General features: G+C 65.0%; 11 protein-coding genes. 1 reads left to right on the plus strand and 10 read right to left on the minus strand.

Annotation, left to right across the window (positions count from 1 at the left end):
• Positions 1–103 precede the first annotated feature (103 nt).
• The 9 genes from BLR41_RS05590 to BLR41_RS05630 all read right to left on the minus strand — a co-directional run bounded on the left by BLR41_RS05590 (position 104) and on the right by BLR41_RS05630 (position 15,240).
• Positions 104–4,384, minus strand: coding sequence for a ThuA domain-containing protein (locus tag BLR41_RS05590; protein ID WP_245693921.1), 4,281 nt, complete (start codon positions 4,382–4,384; stop codon positions 104–106).
• 278 nt (positions 4,385–4,662) lie between these two features.
• Positions 4,663–5,532: a sugar phosphate isomerase/epimerase family protein gene (locus tag BLR41_RS05595; RefSeq protein WP_092626928.1), complete on the minus strand. Its 870-nt coding sequence runs from the start codon at positions 5,530–5,532 to the stop codon at positions 4,663–4,665.
• 28 nt (positions 5,533–5,560) lie between these two features.
• Positions 5,561–6,724 (minus strand): Gfo/Idh/MocA family protein, encoded by a 1,164-nt coding sequence (locus BLR41_RS05600; RefSeq protein ID WP_092626929.1) that lies wholly within the window; start codon positions 6,722–6,724, stop codon positions 5,561–5,563.
• A 108-nt stretch (positions 6,725–6,832) separates the two neighbouring features.
• Positions 6,833–7,897: a substrate-binding domain-containing protein gene (locus BLR41_RS05605; protein ID WP_092626930.1), complete on the minus strand. Its 1,065-nt coding sequence runs from the start codon at positions 7,895–7,897 to the stop codon at positions 6,833–6,835.
• Positions 7,898–7,955: 58 nt separating this feature from the next.
• A complete protein-coding gene (locus BLR41_RS05610) occupies positions 7,956–8,987 on the minus strand; it encodes an ABC transporter permease (RefSeq protein ID WP_092626931.1) in 1,032 nt (343 codons plus the stop codon).
• On the minus strand, positions 8,984–10,474 hold the full coding sequence (locus tag BLR41_RS05615) for an ATP-binding cassette domain-containing protein (RefSeq protein ID WP_176797862.1): 1,491 nt from the start codon (positions 10,472–10,474) through the stop codon (positions 8,984–8,986). Before BLR41_RS05615 ends, BLR41_RS05610 begins: the two co-directional genes overlap by 4 nt.
• A gap of 141 nt (positions 10,475–10,615) precedes the next feature.
• Positions 10,616–11,815 carry an ROK family protein gene (locus BLR41_RS05620; RefSeq protein ID WP_092627201.1) on the minus strand — a complete coding sequence of 400 codons (1,200 nt, stop codon included), beginning with the start codon at positions 11,813–11,815 and terminating at the stop codon, positions 10,616–10,618.
• Between the two features lie 439 nt (positions 11,816–12,254).
• Positions 12,255–13,412, minus strand: coding sequence for a uroporphyrinogen-III synthase (locus BLR41_RS05625; protein WP_092626933.1), 1,158 nt, complete (start codon positions 13,410–13,412; stop codon positions 12,255–12,257).
• Between the two features lie 433 nt (positions 13,413–13,845).
• A complete protein-coding gene (locus BLR41_RS05630) occupies positions 13,846–15,240 on the minus strand; it encodes an MFS transporter (protein ID WP_092626934.1) in 1,395 nt (464 codons plus the stop codon).
• Between the two features lie 308 nt (positions 15,241–15,548).
• Between BLR41_RS05630 and BLR41_RS05635 the strand changes: the two genes are divergently transcribed.
• Positions 15,549–16,580: a LacI family DNA-binding transcriptional regulator gene (locus tag BLR41_RS05635; RefSeq protein WP_092626935.1), complete on the plus strand. Its 1,032-nt coding sequence runs from the start codon at positions 15,549–15,551 to the stop codon at positions 16,578–16,580.
• 125 nt (positions 16,581–16,705) lie between these two features.
• Here the strand turns inward: BLR41_RS05635 and BLR41_RS05640 are convergent, their stop codons facing one another.
• Positions 16,706–17,473, minus strand: a complete 768-nt coding sequence (locus BLR41_RS05640; protein WP_092626936.1) for a GH12 family glycosyl hydrolase domain-containing protein — start codon at positions 17,471–17,473, stop codon at positions 16,706–16,708.
• Positions 17,474–17,497: the final 24 nt, after the last annotated feature.

Below are 17,497 nucleotides of genomic sequence, written 5' to 3' on the forward strand. Positions count from 1 at the left end.
GGCCGCCCCGACCGCCGGACGGGTGCGGGAGCATCCGTCCGGCGGCGGAACTCGCCAAATGGCACGGTCCCGGCCCCGCGCGGGGCGGGACCGGGACCGGAACTCACTTGCCGATGTCGGAACGCCCGGCGGCGCTCATGATCCGACCCTTGTCACGTCCGGAGATGACATCGGCTGCGAGCAGCTCGTTTGTCACCCGATCCACGTGGGACACGAACTTCCCGTGGTCGCCGTAGCCGGCCTGGTCGTCGATCAGGTCGTTGATCGTGCAACCGTTCCCGGAATCACGGTTGGCGACACCGGTGTCGTCGGAGCCGATCATCACGGTTTTCCGCAGGTCCGAACCAGGACAGGAGTCGGGCTTGATCTCGAAGACGAACGTGCCCACCTTCGAGGTGTTGCCCGCCTCGTCCGTGGCCCGGTACCGCACGGTGTGGTTGCCCGCTTCCCGCACGTTCACCGGTTCCGCGTAATCGGTCCAGTCCTTGTCGTCCACGCGGTACTCCACGGTCGCCACTCCGGACCCGCTGTCCGAGGACTCCAGGGTGACGTTCACGGGAGTGTTGTAGGTTCCCGCGTAGTCGCCTTGCGGATCACCGTTGGGTTCGGCGGGGGAGGGGACGGCCGAGACCTTCGGCGCGGTCACGTCGATGCTCTCGTCGACGCGGACGTTGCGGAAGGCGACCGTGTCCTCGTCCCCGTGGTTCTGCAGCCCGATGTGACCGTTGCTCAGGTCGACGTTCTGGTCGTCGTCGACCCAGTGGGTGATCCGAACACCGTTGAGGTGGACCGTGATCGACTGCCCTGTCACGACGATCTCGTAGGTGTTCCACTCCCCGGCCGGGTTCAACGCGGCGTCGCGTTTCTCCTGGTCGGGAGCTTGCTCGTCGTAGATCGCCCCGGTTTGATTCGCCGGAGCGTCGGTGGGGTCTATCTGGATCTCCTCACCGCTGTTGACGGCTGCCCACGGATCGTTGCCCGGGTCGGGGAATCCGACGAACACCCCGGAGTTGTCCTGGTCGGAGAGTTTCCAGTCCAACTTCAGCGAGTAGGGCGCCTCGAACTCCCGGTCGCCCAGCCAGTACAGGCCCATGCCGCCGGTCGAACGCAGCGTGCATTCCTGGGTGTGCTCGAATCCGCCGGGACCCGCCTGTTTCCAGCCGTTCATGCTGGCCGCGGTCCCGTCGAACAGACTGGTGTAGCCCTGTTCCGGTTGCACCGGCTCGCAGTTCGGCGCGGCTTCGGAGCGGGTCAGGTGCATCGAGTCCACGTCGAACAGTCCGCCCGAGCCGCTGCCCGTGAACACCAGGAACAGCTCGTCCGAACCGCCCGGATCGCTCACCGGCACGGGACCCACCTCGGTGTAGGTGCCCCAACCACCGGTGTTGGGCACCTCTGAGGTTGCCACCACCGGGCCGTCCGGAGCGCCGGAGCGCACCTCGATCGTGCCGCCCGGGCCGCCCGAGGACACCCGGAACGTGGCCGAGCGGACCCCACCGAGGTTGTACGGATCGAACGAGATCCAGTCACCCGACTGAATGTGTCCGACCCTGGAACCGGCCTCGGCACCAGCACTGTCCGCCACGACCTGCACACCGTTGCTGTCGTCGAAGAACTCCGCCTGCTTGCTCGCGGGCTGCATGATGATCTCGGCGGAACCGGTCAGGGCAGGCGCCTGCTCGGTGGGCGAGGTGTCGGTGTAGCTGGCGTTGAGCACCCCGTAGATGTCGGCACCCTGATGCCCGTCCGTGTTGGAGGTTTCGATGGTCCCGCTGCAGCCGTCGGCTTCGCTCAACGGGTGTCCGTGGGAGTCGTTGCCGGTGGAGTGTCCCAGGATGTACTCCACGTGCACCTTCGAACAGTCGACCGCCGTGCCGTCCGGGTCGGTGATCGAGACCTCGTAGTTGATCGTGTCCCCGAACTCGAACACCTTGCCCGCCGCGGGGCGTTGGAACGTCACGCGGGGAGCGGTGTTGCCCACGACCACCGTCTCACTGGCCGAGCCGGTCTTACCGGTCTGATCGGTCACGGTCAGCGTGGCGGTGTGCTCGCCGTCCGAGGTGTAGGTGTGCGTGGGGTCGGCTTCGGTGCTGTCGGTCTGCCCGTCCCCGTCGAAGTCCCACGCGTAGCTCAGTGAGTCACCCTGGTCCGGATCCGAGGACCCCTGTGAGGAGAAGTCGACCTCCAACGGTGCCTGACCGTTCGTCGGTTCGGCCGAGATCTGCGCGGTGGGGGCTCGTCCGTCCCGGGTGTAGTCGATTCGGTACACGGCCGAGTCCTCGGCGCCGCCGAAGTAACCACTGCCGTAGTCGAGTACGTACAGCGAGCCGTTCGGGCCGAACTCGATGTCCATCGGACGGGTCAGCGTCATCGAGGGGAAGAAGTCCTCGATCTGTGACGGCTGACCGTTCGAGTCCGGAGTGATCGTCTTGATCCAGCCGCGCCCCCACTCGTAGGCGAAGAACTCGCCGTCATAGGAGGCCGGCAGTTTCGTGGTGGATGGACTGGCTGCGTCGTAGTTGTAGACCGGCCCTCCCATGGGCGACTCGCTGCCCGACCCGAGTTCGGGAACCGAGTCGTCGTTGTAGGGCAACCACGCGGGCTTCGCTGTGGGCAGCTGCGTGAGCCCGTCGTTGTTGGGGGACTCGTTGACCGGATTGGCGCAGTCGAACTCGCCGTTGGAGTTACCGGTGGCGAAGTCGTAGTCGTGGTAGGCCTTGTTGTCGCCCACGCAGTACGGCCATCCGTGGTTGCCGGGCTCGGTGATTCGTTCGTACTCAACGATGCCGGCCGGCCCGCGTTGCGGATCGGCGGTTGCGGCGTCGGGACCGTAGTTGCCCACGTAGACCGTGCCGGTCTGCTGATCGACCGAGATCCGGTAGGGGTTGCGGAAACCCATCGCGTAGATCTCGTCGCGGGTCTTGTCACTGTTGTCCCCGGCGAACAGGTTGTCCTGCGGGACACTGTAGGAACCGTCCGAGGCGACATCGATCCGCAGTACCTTGCCGCGCAGGTCATTGGTGTTGCCCGAGGTGCGCTGCGCGTCGAAGGCCGGGTTGCGGTTGCCGCGTTCGTCGATCGGGGTGTACCCGCTCGACTGGAACGGGTTCGAGTCGTCCCCGGTGGACAGATACAGCGAGCCCTCGGGGCCGAAGGCGATGTCCCCGCCCACGTGGCAGCACATGCCGCGGGTCGCGTCCACCCGCATGATCTGCTGCTCGCTGCTCATGTCGAGGGTGCCGTCCTGGGCGAGCTTGAAGCGCGAGAGCTGGTTGTAACCCTGCCACTCCTCGAACGTCGCCGGATCGTCGGCAGTAGCGGGAGCATCCCCCGAGGGAGTGTTCAACGGGGGCGCGTAGTAGAGGTAGACCCACCGGTTCTGCTCGAAGTTCGGATCGATCTCCAGCGACTGCAGACCTTCCTCGTCGTGGGTGTAGACGGGGATGTCGGCAGCCACTGAGGTGCTGCCGGACGCGGTGGTGTAGTACAGCGTGCCCTGGCGCTCGCTGTGCAGCACATCGCCGTTCGGCAGTACCGCCATGCCCATGGGCTCGCCGACCTCGTCGGCCGTTTTCGCCAGGGTCACCTGGTTGAGAGTGCCCTCCGCTGCGGCCTCGCCGCAGTCGGCCGAGACAGCGCCCGCGGCGGTTCTAATGCCGCCCGCGAGATGGTCCAGGAAGTTCTGGTTCGAGAAGGACGCGGTGGTGTGTCCCATTCCCGTGTACCAGGAACGGCCCCCCTGATAGGGCTGGCACCAGCTGATCGGGTGGTCCTCGCCCATTGAGCCGCCGTCGTAGGTGGACTCGTCCAGCGTGCTCAACACGTGGACGTCCTCGCGCGGATTGGGCGAGTAGTTGTACCACTCGTCGGTGCGAGTCCACTCCTTCGGCAGCGATGACGTCGAGGGGTGCTCGGAGTCGGTGACGTTGACGGTGGCTTCCTGCACGGCCGGGTGCGAGTCGAAGTAGGCCCCGACGAGGTCGCCGTAGAACGACCAGTCGTACTCCGTGTCGGCCGCCGCGTGCACACCGGCGTAGCCGCCGCCGTTGTTGATGTATTTCTCGAAGGCCGCCTGTTGCGCCGCGTTGAGCACGTCACCGGTGGTGGACAACCACACGACGGCCTCGTACTGCTTGAGGTTGTCGTAGGTGAAGGCCGAGGCGTCCTCGGTAGCGGTCACTCCGAAGTGGTGTTCGTTGCCGAGCTGTTTCACCGCCTCGATGCCGGCCGGGATGGAACCGTGTCGGTAACCGGCGGTCTTCGAGAACACCAGTACGTTGAACTCCTGGTGCTTCGGGGTGACATCCGCGGCGGAGTCGGTGTTGTTCGCGGTGGTCGCGGAGTCGTGGGACCGGGCGGTGGCGGGCGCACCGAACGCGATCATGGTTCCGACGAGAAGTATAGTGCTGAATGTCGCCGCTAACGCTCTACGTAATAACGGTGGCACGGTGTCTCCCTCTGTAGACAGCATGCTGCTTCGGTTTCGAATACTGGTTGCGCGACAGGTTTTCTTTCCCGGACACGACATTTCCGATACGGCCGGTTCCCGATTTTCGTCTCGGGGTGCTTCCGGACTGCCGCGGGAAGCTAGGAATCCGGTTGACCGGTTTCAGGGGTATGACGGGTCCGACGGAACAGCTCGATCGAGATCTCGGATCGTGCTCAGCATCCGAGACGTCGAAGGTAGTGATATCCCTCCCTCGCGGTTTCCCTCGGGTGCGGCTGGTCGTCACGTTCCACGAAGAAGTGACGAATACCGGCACGTGTACGCTCCGCCAGAATGCGTTCGTAGTCGATGACGCCCTCGCCCAGATCGGCGAACGAACCGTCCTGGGCCATTCCCTTGATGTGTGCGAGTGGAAATCTGCGAGGGGCCCGTTCGAACAGTTCCAGGGGATCGACGCCCGCCTTGACCACCCAGTAGAGGTCCACTTCGAAGTCGACCAGATGCCGGTCGGTCTCCTCCAGCAGGACGTCGTACGGACGTTTGCCCTCCAACGTCTCGAACTCGTGGGCGTGGTTGTGGTATCCGATCCGGACGCCGTGCCTGCGTGCCAGATCACCGGCCCAGTTCAGCCGTTCGGCCAGCCGTTGGTACGAGGCCAGGTCATCGGCGGAGAACCAGGGAAGCACGATCCACCGCTGCCCCAGGATCCGGGCTCGGTGCAGGAGTTGTTCCAGCTGGTCCCGTTCGGTGGGGATGTCCTCGTGGGCGGCGGGGCTCCGAAGACGCAGCTCTCGCAGCAGATCGCGCGCTTGTTCCGGTGTGTAGTCGTACAGCCCGGCGAACTCCACCTCCGAATAGCCGACCTCGGACAGGAACGAGAGCGTGTCGGCCACCGACTCGCTCATCATGTCGCGCAGGGTGTAGAGCTGGATTCCGATTTTGCTCCGCGGTATGTGCGGCCCCCGGCCCCACTCCGCTCCCGCGACTGCCGTGCGCGCTCCCACCGCCGAGACTCCCGCCGCCAGCGCCGCCGCACCCGCACCGCGGAGAAAACCGCGTCTGTCGTTGTTCGTGAACTCCCGCATGACCGATCCTTTCGTGTTCGAAGGTGATTCACAACGCGTTCTGTCGGGGGACCTCCGTCCACACACTCTGATTGCTCGAGCTGTGCTCGACGGCCGCCAGCACGTGTTGCACCGCGAGGCCGTCGGCGAAGGAGGGCTCGGGATCGGCGGCTGCGCCCACGGCTTCGAGCAGGTCCCGCATCTGGTGCGTGAAGGTGTGCTCGTATCCGAGCCCGTGGCCCGGTGGCCACCACGCGTGCATGTAGGGATGGTTCGGTTCGGTGGCCAGTATCCTGCGGAATCCGGCTGTGGAGTCGTCCTCGGTATGATCGTGGAACTGCAGCTCGTTCATCGACTCGAAGTCGAAGGCCAGACTTCCCGCGGAGCCGTTGAGCTCCAACCGCATGGCGTTCTTGCGCCCGGTTGCGAACCGAGTGGCCTCGAAGGTGGCCATTCCACCGCCGTCCAGCCGTGCGAGGAACGCCGCCGCGTCGTCCACGGTGACCTCTCCGTAGGAGCCGCTGCCGTCGTCGAGCGGACGTTCGGGAACGAAGGTCTGCGTCATTCCGGAGACCCCGGTGATGTCCTGCCCCGTGACGAACCGGGTCAGATCGACTATGTGGGCGCCGATGTCACCCAGTGCCCCCGAGCCGGCCCGCTCCCGGTCGAGGCGCCACATCATGGGGGATTCCGGGTCCACGATGAAGTCCTGCAGGTACTGGGCGCGTACATGTCGAATCGTGCCGATTCGACCGTCGGCCACCATCCGCCGAGCCAGGGCCAGTGCCGGCACCCGACGGTAGTTGAACCCCACCATGCTGCGTACACCGCGTTCCCGCGCTTTTCGGGCGGCATCGGTCATCGCGCTCGCCTCCGCGACGGAGTTCGCCAACGGTTTTTCGCAGAGCACGTGTTTGCCGGCTTCCAACGCGGCGATCGCTATCTCGGGATGGGTGTCACCTGGGGTGCAGATGTCGACCAGTGCCACGTCCCGACGTTCGATCAGCTTTTTCCAGTCGGTTTCGACCGCGGCCCAGCCGAGGCGTTCGGCAGCTGCTGTCGTGTTGTCCGCTCGGCGCCCGCACAACGCGGCCATCACGGGCTGGACGCGCGTGTCGAAGACCCGGCCGACGGTACGCCAGGCCTGTGAGTGGGCCGCTCCCATGAACGAGTAACCCACCATCCCGACGCCCAGTCGGTCGTTTTCCGTCATCGGTCACGGTCACCTTTCTGTGTAGTGGCTCGTCCCGCTTCACGGGGAGCACCTCCTCGCCGGTCTCCCGGAAGGTGTGGCCGCTGCTCGCGGGTGTGCCCGGTTCGCTCAGAACGCCGTTTTCAGGTAATCGTCGACGTTGTCCTTGGTCACGGTCGCCGAGTGCAGCGTGATCTCACTGGGTACGGCTCGTTCCACCAGTCCCGAGACGCTGCGCTGCTGTGCGATGAGCCGGGCCATGTTGACGGCCGAGGCGGACATGGTCGGTGGGTACGACACGGTGGCGGCCATGGGGCCGTCCCCTGCCTTGATGTGTTCCATCATCACCTTCGAACCGGCGCCGCCAACCATGAAGAACTCGTCACCCCGCTTGGCCTGCTCGATCGCGGCCAGCACCCCGACCCCCTGGTTGTCGTCGTGGTTCCAGACCGCGTCTATGTTGTTCCTGGCCTGCAACACGTTCCCCATGACCTGGCGGCCGGACTGCGGGGTGAACTCGGCGCTCTGACTCATCGTCACGCTCAACCCCCGTGACTTGAGCGCTTCCGCGAACCCTCTGCTGCGTTCGCGGGTCAGCTCCAGGTTGTCGATGCCCGCGATCTCGACGATCACCGGGTTCTCCACACCCTGCTGTTCGAGACGATCGGCGATGAAGTTGGCCGCGTTGACCCCCATGCCGTAGTTGTCCCCGCCGATCCAGGTGCGATAGGCCAGCTTCGACGCGAAGACACGATCGATGTTGACTACCGGGATGTTCGCCTGCATCGCCTGTTCGGCCACCTGGGTCAGCGATTCACCGTTGAACGGCAGGATCGCCAGTACATCGACCTTTTTGTTGATCAGCGTCTTGACCTGTGATATCTGCCGGTTCACATCGTTGGTGCCCTCCGTGGCCTCCAGCTTTACGTCCTCGAAGCTCTCGGCCTGGGCGGTGGCGTTCTCACCGATGGCTCCCATCCAGCCGTGATCGTCGGAGGGAATGGACAGTCCGATCGTGACGGTTTCACCCGGTTTCGAGTTGTCACCCTGCTGTTGGCCGACGAGCTGGTTGGCGCCGTCGGACTCGCCGCTGCCGCTTCCGGTGCAGGCAGTGAGCAGCGCACCAGCGCCCACGGCGGCTCCTCCCATCAGGAAGCGGCGGCGTTGCGTCGCTGAACTGTCCCACTTCGACATGTCGATACTCCTTCGACGGACGGGGTAATGCGCGGTTTGTCAGGAGTCCCTTTCGGGCTCAGCCGGCCGATTCCTTGTTTGCCCGGCGTTGCAGCAGCACGGCGATCACGATGATCACGCCCTTGGCTATCTGCTGGATCGGTGTGGACAGGTTGTTCAGCACGAAGATGTTGTTGACGGTGGTGAACACGACCACACCCAGAATCGACCCGATCAGTGTCCCGCGGCCGCCGGAAAGCAGCGTGCCGCCGAGAATCACCGCCGCGATGGCGTCGAGTTCGTAGAGGTTGCCGTGAGTGCTGGCTCCGGTGGCGGTCCGGGCAGTGAGCATGATCGCCGCGATGGCGCAGCACAGCCCCGACAGTACGAACACGATCGTGCGAGTTCGCCGCACGTCGATACCCGCGAGCCTGGCTGCCTCGGCGTTACCACCGACGGCGAACACGTGTCTCCCGAACGTCGTCCGGTTCAGCAGTAACCATCCGAGGACCACGGTGGTGGCGAACATGTAGACGAGCAGCGGAATGCCCAGGAACTCCGTCGTGGCGATGGCACCGAATCCGTCCACTCGCACGACCTGCGGCTGTCCTCCCGATATGAGGGTGGCCATGCCGCGGTAACTGGCCAGACCCGCGATCGTGACGATCAGTGACACGAGACCGCCGTAGGCGATCAACACACCGTTGATGAGACCGCACACCCCGGCCACGACGACCGCGGTGAACAGCATCCCCCACAGTCCGAACTCCTGGGTGGCTCCCGTGGTGGCCCAAACCGAGGCCAGGGCGATGATCGCGCCCACCGACAGGTCGATACCACCGCTGATGATCACGAAGGTCATCCCGATCGACAGCACTCCGATGATCGAGGCCTGGCTCAGCAGCAGCACCAGATTGGAGACCTCGAAGAAGTTGTCCGTGGTGAAACTGCCCACCGCGATCAGAATCCCCAGTACTGCCAACAGCCCGAGAATTTGCCGCTGATTACCGTCCGAGAATCTCCCCCGAGCGATTCGCGTTCTCGGCGCCTCGGCTGTGGCGGACCGTGATTCCGACGCCGGCACCGTGTCGGTCTGCGATTGTTCCGTCACGCGGCACTCCCTTCGATGAACAGATCGAGCACTTCGGCCTCGTCGATCTCGTCGGCGGGGGACTCCCGAACGATTCGCCCCTCGCGAAGCACCAGGACGCGGTCCGAAAGACCGAGAACCTCGGGTATCTCACTGGAAACCAGCAGCACCCCGACTCCGGAGTCGGCCAGCTCACGCACCAACGCATAGATCTCGGCCTTGGCACCCACGTCGACCCCACGGGTGGGTTCGTCCAGCAACAGCACCCTGCAGTCGGTCAGCAGCCATCGGGCCACTACGGCTTTTTGCTGGTTCCCCCCGGACAACACTCGCACCGGTTGTTTCGTGTCCGACGGCTGGAGGCGCAGCGCGGTGGTTACCTCCTCGGCGGCGGCTTGTTCCCCGGGCCTGTTCACCCAGCCCAGCCGGGCGTAACGCCCCAGGGCGGCCAACGAGACGTTGTGCGCGATCGACTCGTACGGAACCAGGGCCTGACTCTTGCGTTCTTCCGGAGCCAGTCCCATCCCAGCGCGTACGGCGGCTCGCACATTGCCGGGTGGGAGACGTTTTCCCTCGAGTTCCACCTCTCCGGTGCGGGGTTTGCGCGCCCCGTAGACGGTCTGCAGAATTTCCGAACGGCCCGACCCCACGAGTCCGGCTATTCCCACGATCTCGCCACCGCGCACCGTGAACGAAATGTCCTCGAATTCACCGGTACGGCTCAAATCAGCGACTCGGAGCAGTTCGTTCTGGTTTTCTGGAGCGCTCCCGGACTTACGTTCCGGGAAGGCGGAGACCATGCTCCGCCCCGTCATCAGCGACACGACCCGATCCGTTGCGGTACTGGCCGCGGGGAGATCCTCGGCGACGGTCCGACCGTCCTTGAGTACGGTGATGCGGTCGCCGATCTCGCGGATCTCGTCCAGCCGGTGCGAGATGTAGACGATCGCGATTCCCTGCCTGGTGAGTTCCTCGATCACCCGGAACAGGCCCGAGATCTCGTCGTGGGCGAGCACGGCCGACGGTTCGTCCATGACGATCAACCTCGCGTCGAGGGAGAGCGCGCGTGCCATGCTTACGAGTTGTTTGCTAGCCGATGACAGCTCACCGACCTCCTGGGCCGGATCGATCTCACCGTGCCCCAGTCTTTCGAGCAGCCGCCGAGCGTTTCCTCGCATCTCGGTGCGGCGTGCGAAGCCGACAGTGGTCGGCTCGTGACCGAGGAAGATGTTCTCGGCGACCGACAGGCCGTCGACCAGGTCCAGTTCCTGATAGATCGTGGCGATACCGAGTTTCATCGCGGCGGCGGGTCCCCGGAGCGAGACCTTGTCGCCACACCACTCGATGGTTCCCTCGTCGGGACGTTGTGCTCCCGCGAGCACTTTGATCAACGTCGATTTGCCCGCGCCGTTCTGTCCGAGCAGGCAGTGAACCTCGCCGGTTCGCACCTCGAGGTCCACCCCGTCCAGCGCACGCACGCCTGGAAATGTTTTCACTATCCCGCGCATCTGCAGCAGGGTCGTACTCATTCGCTGTACTCCTCGAACCGTCGCGCTTCGGGGAAGCGGGTGGTACCGCCGAATCGAGTGGCAACCCCGGCGGGAGGAGGCGCACAACACCTGGTGGAACTGATCATCGTCACAGCGCCCCTAACGTTCCTCGATGCCACGTGGTACGGACAGGACCTGGTCGCTGATCAACCTGGCACCGCCGACCACCCCGGCTGCCGCGGCCAGTTCGGACAGCACGATCGGAAGGTTGCCGGTGGCCAGTGGTAGCGACCTGCGATAGACAGCGCTGCGCATCTCTGCCAGCAGGGCGTGACCCGCGCCCGCCACACCGCCCGCCACCACCACCAGTCCGGGGTTGAAGAAGCTGACCAGGCTGGCCAACACCTGGCCCACGCGGTGCCCGCCGCTGCGCAGCAGCTGTACCGCTACGGGATCGCCCACCGAGACGGCGTCGGTCACGTCGGCGGCCGATAGGGCCCCCGACTTCTCGAACAGCTCGGTCAACCGAGGGGAACTACCGGCCCGCGCGGCGGCCATCGCATCCCGGGCCAGCGCTGTTCCACTCGCGTAGGCCTCCAGGCAGCCACTGTTTCCGCAGGCGCAGGGCGGCCCGTTCTCCTCGATCTGGATATGACCGATGTCGCCCGCGCTGCCCGAGACCCCCCGATGCAGTTCACCCCCGACGACGATGCCGCATCCGATACCGGTTCCTATCTTGACCAGCAGGAAGTCGTCGACGGAGCGTGCCACCCCCGCGTGCAGCTCACCGAGAGCCATCAGGTTCACGTCGTTGTCCACCTGTACCGGCACACCGAGCGCCTGGCTCATCGTCTCGCGCACCGGGTACTGGTCCCAGCCCGGCATGATCGGTGGGGCTACCGGAGCTCCGTCGCGGAAACTCACCGGCCCGGGGATGCCGACACCGGCACCGTGGATGTCCGGTGCGGTGCCGTCGGCCCGTAGCTTGCTCAGCAGGTCCAGCGCGGTGTCCAGCACTGCGTCGGGGCCGTTGTGGACTCCGATCTCGGCGTTGCCGTGCCCGAGAACATCGAGCTGCCCGTCGGTGATGGCGACATCGACGGACGTCGCGCCGATGTCCACACCGACGAATCGCAGATGTTTCGACAGCCGGACGATCGAGGAGCGGCGTCCACCCCGAGACGCGGCGAATCCGCCGCTCTCGACGAATTCCAGTTCCGTGAGCCGGTCGATCTCGTGGGCCAGTTTCGATCGGGAGAGCTTGAGTGCCTCGCCCAGTTCCGCGCGGGAGTGCGGCCCGCTGTCCCGCAGCAGCCGCAGCAGTCGTCCCTGCTGGGGGTTCTCCGGGCGTGATGCGATACGCGGCACCGTTTCTCCTCCCGTGTCCGGATTGCTCACCAGGCGAGGTGAGACGTTAATCACGTTCAGCGGGATGTGGCAATACTAGTGCCGTTTTTGAACGAACTTTTGCTGTGTTGAGAACAAAGTTCGCCCGCTGTTCAGGGGTACGGATTGCTCCGTTCGCAGTAACGAACTGATAGCTCGGTCGGAGTGATCTCCGTTCCGTAGCTACTGTGGAGCTGCTCCCAGTCTTCGGTCGCTTCGCTGCTCCCGGCGTACCGGGTTTCGAACATCCGGGCTGCCCGGTGAAAGGCTTCGGAGCCGTGAATCGGCACCGCACGTCCTGGCGCGCCGCGAGGGCGATCCCCTCTGAGCCCCACTCGCGACGGTCCGGTCCGTGCCATCTCCGAGAGGTGGGCCGTTCCCCACCGAACAAGGGGGTGGCGCGGTACCCGCTTCAGGTCGACTTGCGTGACCCGGGCATCTCCGAGCTGTCCATCCCGAGCCGGTAGCCTCGTTTGACCACGGTCTGCACCAGGCGTCTCGCCCCCAGTGCGGTTCGTAACCTGCCGATCGCCGTCTCGACGGCGTGCTTCTCGCCTCCGTTGGGCAACGCTGCCACCAGCTCCTCGCGAGCCACCACTCTCCCGGGACGTTCGGCGAGTTTGCGCAGCAGCGCCATCGGGACCGGCGGCACGGAGCGTAGCTCGCCGTCGACGAGCACCCCCTGCCCGCGCAGTTCTATCTCCCGCCCGCCGATTCGTAGGTATTTGCCCCGCTGTGGCAGGGAATACGAAAGCGAGCGCACCAGTGATCCGAGTCTGGCCCGTTCCGGGAACGTCACCGCCACGTCGATCTCCCGCAAAGGTTGTGCGCAGACCGGTCCCACACAGGCCACCACCACGTGTTCCCGGAACGCCCCGAGCAATCCCTCCCAGCGGTCGGTTTGCCTGGCCAGCTCCAACAGGCTGGTCACGGCGGGGGCGCTGGTGAAGGTGAGTGCGTCGATACGCCGGTTCACCGCGGCCTCCACCAGTCCGTCGAGCGGGGCGGTGTCCAGCGGTGCCGCCCACCGATACACCGGTAGCTCGATGACCTCCGCTCCCGCCGCACGCAACTCGTTGGTGAACTCCGGCATCCGGCGGCCGTGCAGCTGTACCGCGATCCGCTGTCCGCGTACCCCTTTCTCGAGCAGTCCGTGCAGTATTTCCGAGTTGCTTTCAGAGTCGGGACACCAAGCCTCCTGAAAACCAGCGGCCCGAAGTGCCCCGGTGGATTTCGGCCCTCTGGTGAGCAACCTGGCCTCCTGCAGTCGTCGAGTCAGTTCCGGTGCCAGTCCCCAGCCCTCCGCCGCCTCCAGCCAGCCGCGGAGTCCGATACCCGTGGTGACCACGACCTCGTCCACCGGCCGGTTCGCCAGGTTTCGGCTCGCCTCGAACAGTTCCCGGTCGTCGGCGAGCGGAAGGATGCGGATGGCGGGACCATGCTGTACCTCCGCCCCCCGGCGGCGCAGCATGATCGTCAGTTCCTCGGCTCGTCGCGCCGCGGTCACCCCCACGCTGAAACCGGTGAGTGCTCCTGCCTGCCGTGATGTTTCCTGTCGATGTGCTGTCATCTCGCGCTCGGTTCGCGCTCACGTGGTTGTCGGGGAGAAGGAACCGCCCGGTGCGGTTGGAGGTGCGCGTAAGCGCACCTTCTCGATCGGCTGCTGCTTCCACATGCTCGTACTCGTTGATGTCACACCTGATTCGAAATGGTTTCCCGCCTGTTACGGAGTTCTCGCGGTGTTGTACGGCGCACTGTGATTCCTGCTTCCTGACGTGCTCCCAGGCCTTTCCCGTCGTGGTGCCCGGTTGACGGCGTTTTTCCGGCGCTGGAAACGTCGGAAATCCCCTGCCGGCTCGGCTACCGGCGGGTTATCCCGCCTCGTGCGCTGCGAGGAGACCCGACATCGGGTAGCGGCCTGCCGGGCGTCGGGCCTTCCGGAGGGGAGCAGACAGGAGGTTCCGCCGAGCGAGCAACCCGACAACCCGTCCGGAAGACCTCGATCAGATGCGGGCGTAGGAGAGGTTGGGGGCACGCTCGATGGCGAAAGTGCTCCGCACGTAGAACCACCAGGTGACGAGGACGCAGGTCAGGAAGAACACCAGAATCGCGAGCAGGGCCGGGATCACTGTTCCGCCGGCCTGCAACGAGAACTTGAAGACCAGGTTGACGACGACACCGCCGAAAGCGCCGACGGAGCCGACTACCCCTACGACAGCTCCTGCCTGGCGTTTGGCCGCCTTCTGCGCGGCCTCCATGTCCTCGCCGGTTCTGGCCACCCGTTCGCTGGTCTCGGTTCGGAATATCAACGGAATCATACGATAGGTGGAGCCATTCCCTATACCGGTGAAAACGAACAGCAGAACGAACGACCCGAAGAACAGTGCAAAGCTTTCCACTCGTACGCCGAGAAGTACACCCACCGTTCCCAGGGAAAGTCCCACGAAGTTCCACAATGTTATCCGAGCCCCGCCCATCCGGTCGGACAGCCAGCCACCGATCGGTCGTGCGACCGAGCCGATCAAAGCTCCGAGGAATGCGATACCGGCGAATTGCGAGAAATCGCTGAAAGCGATTCCGATGAGCGACGGAAAAGCGAATGAGAAACCGATGAAAGAGCCGAACGTTCCGACGTAGAGCAGTGCCATCACCGGAGTGTGTTTGCTGGTCAACGCTTCGCGGTAGGAGGTGTTGTCCGGTTTGGCCGCCGTGAGGCTGTTCATGAAGAACCACGAACAGGCCGAGGACACGACGATCACGGGCATCCAAATCAGAGCAGCGTAGGAGAGGTTGATGCCGGTACCCAGGTGTATCGCGAACGGCACGAGCAGCTGGCTCACGGCCACGCCGATGTTGCCGCCCGCCGCATTGATTCCCAGTGCGAGTCCCTTGCGGTGCTCCGGGAAGAAGAAGGAGATGTTGGTCATCGAGGACGAGAAGTTTCCGCCCCCCACACCCATGACAGCGGCGGTGAGGAGGAAGAACCAGTAGGGAGTTTCCTCCGCGGTGACGGCACCGGCCAGCATCGCGCACGGCACGAGCAACAGCGAAGCGCTCATGGTCGTCCAGGCCCTGCCGCCGAATCGTGGTATGGCGAAGGTGTACGGAATACGCAGTGCCGCTCCGACCAGGTTCGGCAGAATCAGCAACCAGAACGTCTGCCCCACGGTGAACGCGTAACCGACGTCGTCCAGGCTGACCACGACTATGCTCATCAACGTCCAGACGTTGAATCCCAGGTGTTCGGCCAGCACCGACAACCACAGGTTGCGCCAGGCCACCCGCTTTCCGGTCCGGTGCCAGAATTCGGTGTTCTCCGGTTCCCAGTGGTCGATCCAACGACCGATGGCAGCTTGTTCGGCCTCGACCGGAGCTCTCCCGGCATTCTTGATCGTCATCCGCGCGCCTCCCGTTGGTCAATCATGCCGAAAACATCAGAACATGTTGCGATTTCCGGTCGGCAACGTGTGATAAACGGTGGGCGAATTTTCGCGCACGCCCGCCGTGGCTCGCTGTGCGCCCCGCTTCGCCGACGCTTGACCCTCCGCTCGACGCGCGTGGTGTCGATGCCACACGATCGTGATAATCAAACGTCACTGTTCAGAAGCGCTGTGTAATATCATCAGGGCAGCGTAGGCGTTTCTTGCGTGAGCGTTCCCAGTATTATGGCTGGGGTACGGGGATATGTGGGCGAGCTGGAGGCCGTATGACGAGTCTTGGGCGTGTGCGGACGACGGGGCGGCCGACGCTCGAACAGGTGGCCGCGGAGGCAGGTGTGTCGCGAGGCACCGTTTCACGAGTGGTCAACGGCTCGCTCGAGGTCAGCACCACCACGTTGCGCGCGGTGCAGGATGCCATCGACAAGCTCGGTTACGTGCCCAACCACGCGGCACGCAGTCTGGTCACCAGGCGAACCGACACCGTGCTGCTCGTGGTTTCGGAATCCGAGGCACGGGTTTTCGACGAGCCTTTCTTCGCGGGAGTCGTGCGTGGGCTCGGGCAGGAGCTGGCGAAGACGAATCTGCAGCTCAATCTGATGATGGCGAGTGGTGCCCGGCAACGGGACAGGGTGGAGCAGCTGGTCGGAAACGGCCACGTCGACGGCGCGGTGCTGATTTCGCTGCACGGCGACGACCCCCTGCCACGCAAGCTCGTGGAGGTGGGAGCGCCTGTCGCGTTGAACGGACGCCCGCTCTCCTCGGATGTCGCCGTGCCGTTCGTCGACGCCGACAACCTCGCGGGGGCGAAGAGTGCCACCGAGTACCTCTACCGGTCCGGCAGGCGGCGGATCGCCACCCTGGCCGGTCCGCAGGACATGGCCGCCGGTATAGACCGGTTGGCGGGATATCGGAGCGCTCTCAAGTCGCGGCGCGGCGTGACACGGGTCGTCGCGCAGGGCGACTTCGGGCAGGCCAGTGGTGAGCAGGCCATGCGCGATGTGCTCGAACGCGACAGCGCAGTGGACGCCGTCTTCGCTGCCAGCGACCTCATGGCAGCGGGCGCGATGCGAGTGCTGCGGGAAGCGGGCAAACGTGTTCCCGAGGACGTCGCGGTGGTCGGTTTCGACGACTCCGACGTCGCTCGCAATACCGAACCGGCCATGACCAGTGTCGCCCAGCCGGTGCAGCGGATGGGAACCGAGTTGGCGAAATTGCTGATCACGCAGCTGGAAGAACCGGGGCGCAGCCTGGATCCGGTGATTCTGCCCACCGAGCTGGTCTGCCGCGGTTCGGCCTGACGTGGCGGGCCTCACTGTGGTGTTCTTCGGCTCGTGGCGCGGGATCTCCCCGGCCGCCTCGCTCGTTCACGCGACAGCGAAGCGGGCGGGCACGAGCCCGTGCCCGCCCGCTCGGCAGTGCCGGCTCAACCGACGTTGACCGAGAAATCGTTCGTGGCGAGGCCGGTGCCGTCGACCCACGGTTCGAATCCCGCCTGCACACTGTTGAGATACCAACTCGGTTCGACCGACCCTCGTTCGACTGCGTCGGCGCTGAAGGCGGTCAAATCGAGATCGACCGAATCGGTCGTTTCCGTCCGCACGTAGCTGATCACGTTCCACCCGACGTTCCCGGTCCAGACCTCCCACTGGGCGCCGTCTATGGTCACGGTGCCCACCGGTGATCCGATCGGCTGGATATCACCGCGGTGGTCGAGCCAGATCATCAGTTCGGCGGCGTTCTGTCCCGACTTGCTCGGCTGCGGGTCGAACCAGAGATCGTAGGCCGCGTTGTAGGTCCCGGTTTCGGGGGTGGTGATGTCCCAGCTGGTGGTCGCCTCGGTCATCCGGTCGGCACGTACCGGCAGCCCGGTTCCCGTGGTGCAGTTGCCGTAGTGGCAACCGGCGTAGATGGAGGGGTAGCCCGCCGGGGAGCCGTCGGTGGCCTTGTCGTGGTTGGCAGTGGTCACCGTGAACGAGCTGCCGTCGACGCTGATGCACTGCTGGGTGTCGGCGCCCCACACGTTGTTCTGCACGATGTAGCGTCCACCCTCGACCTGGGTGGAGGCGTACTTGCCGCACATGGTGGTGGCGGGTTGTGCCGCGGCCGCACCCGTGCTCAACGAGCTCAGTGCCAGTCCGGACACGGCGAGTGCGAGCGCGGTGCGTCGCCCGCGGTTGTTTCCGTTGAACATCGAAACGTGGTCCTATCCGATCCG

Source organism: Actinopolyspora mzabensis, assembly GCF_900101095.1.
GTDB lineage: Bacteria > Actinomycetota > Actinomycetes > Mycobacteriales > Pseudonocardiaceae > Actinopolyspora > Actinopolyspora mzabensis.

What these genes read in the sequence shown, in the direction of transcription:
- BLR41_RS05590 (WP_245693921.1), bottom strand. Translation starts at nt 4,384, where the DNA reads ATGATCGCGTTCGGTGCGCCCGCCACCGCCCGGTCCCACGACTCCGCG.
- BLR41_RS05635 (WP_092626935.1), top strand. Translation starts at nt 15,549, where the DNA reads ATGACGAGTCTTGGGCGTGTGCGGACGACGGGGCGGCCGACGCTCGAA.
- BLR41_RS05605 (WP_092626930.1), bottom strand. Translation starts at nt 7,897, where the DNA reads ATGTCGAAGTGGGACAGTTCAGCGACGCAACGCCGCCGCTTCCTGATG.
- BLR41_RS05615 (WP_176797862.1), bottom strand. Translation starts at nt 10,474, where the DNA reads ATGCGCGGGATAGTGAAAACATTTCCAGGCGTGCGTGCGCTGGACGGG.
- BLR41_RS05600 (WP_092626929.1), bottom strand. Translation starts at nt 6,724, where the DNA reads ATGACGGAAAACGACCGACTGGGCGTCGGGATGGTGGGTTACTCGTTC.
- BLR41_RS05630 (WP_092626934.1), bottom strand. Translation starts at nt 15,240, where the DNA reads ATGACGATCAAGAATGCCGGGAGAGCTCCGGTCGAGGCCGAACAAGCT.
- BLR41_RS05640 (WP_092626936.1), bottom strand. Translation starts at nt 17,473, where the DNA reads ATGTTCAACGGAAACAACCGCGGGCGACGCACCGCGCTCGCACTCGCC.
- BLR41_RS05595 (WP_092626928.1), bottom strand. Translation starts at nt 5,532, where the DNA reads ATGCGGGAGTTCACGAACAACGACAGACGCGGTTTTCTCCGCGGTGCG.
- BLR41_RS05625 (WP_092626933.1), bottom strand. Translation starts at nt 13,412, where the DNA reads ATGACAGCACATCGACAGGAAACATCACGGCAGGCAGGAGCACTCACC.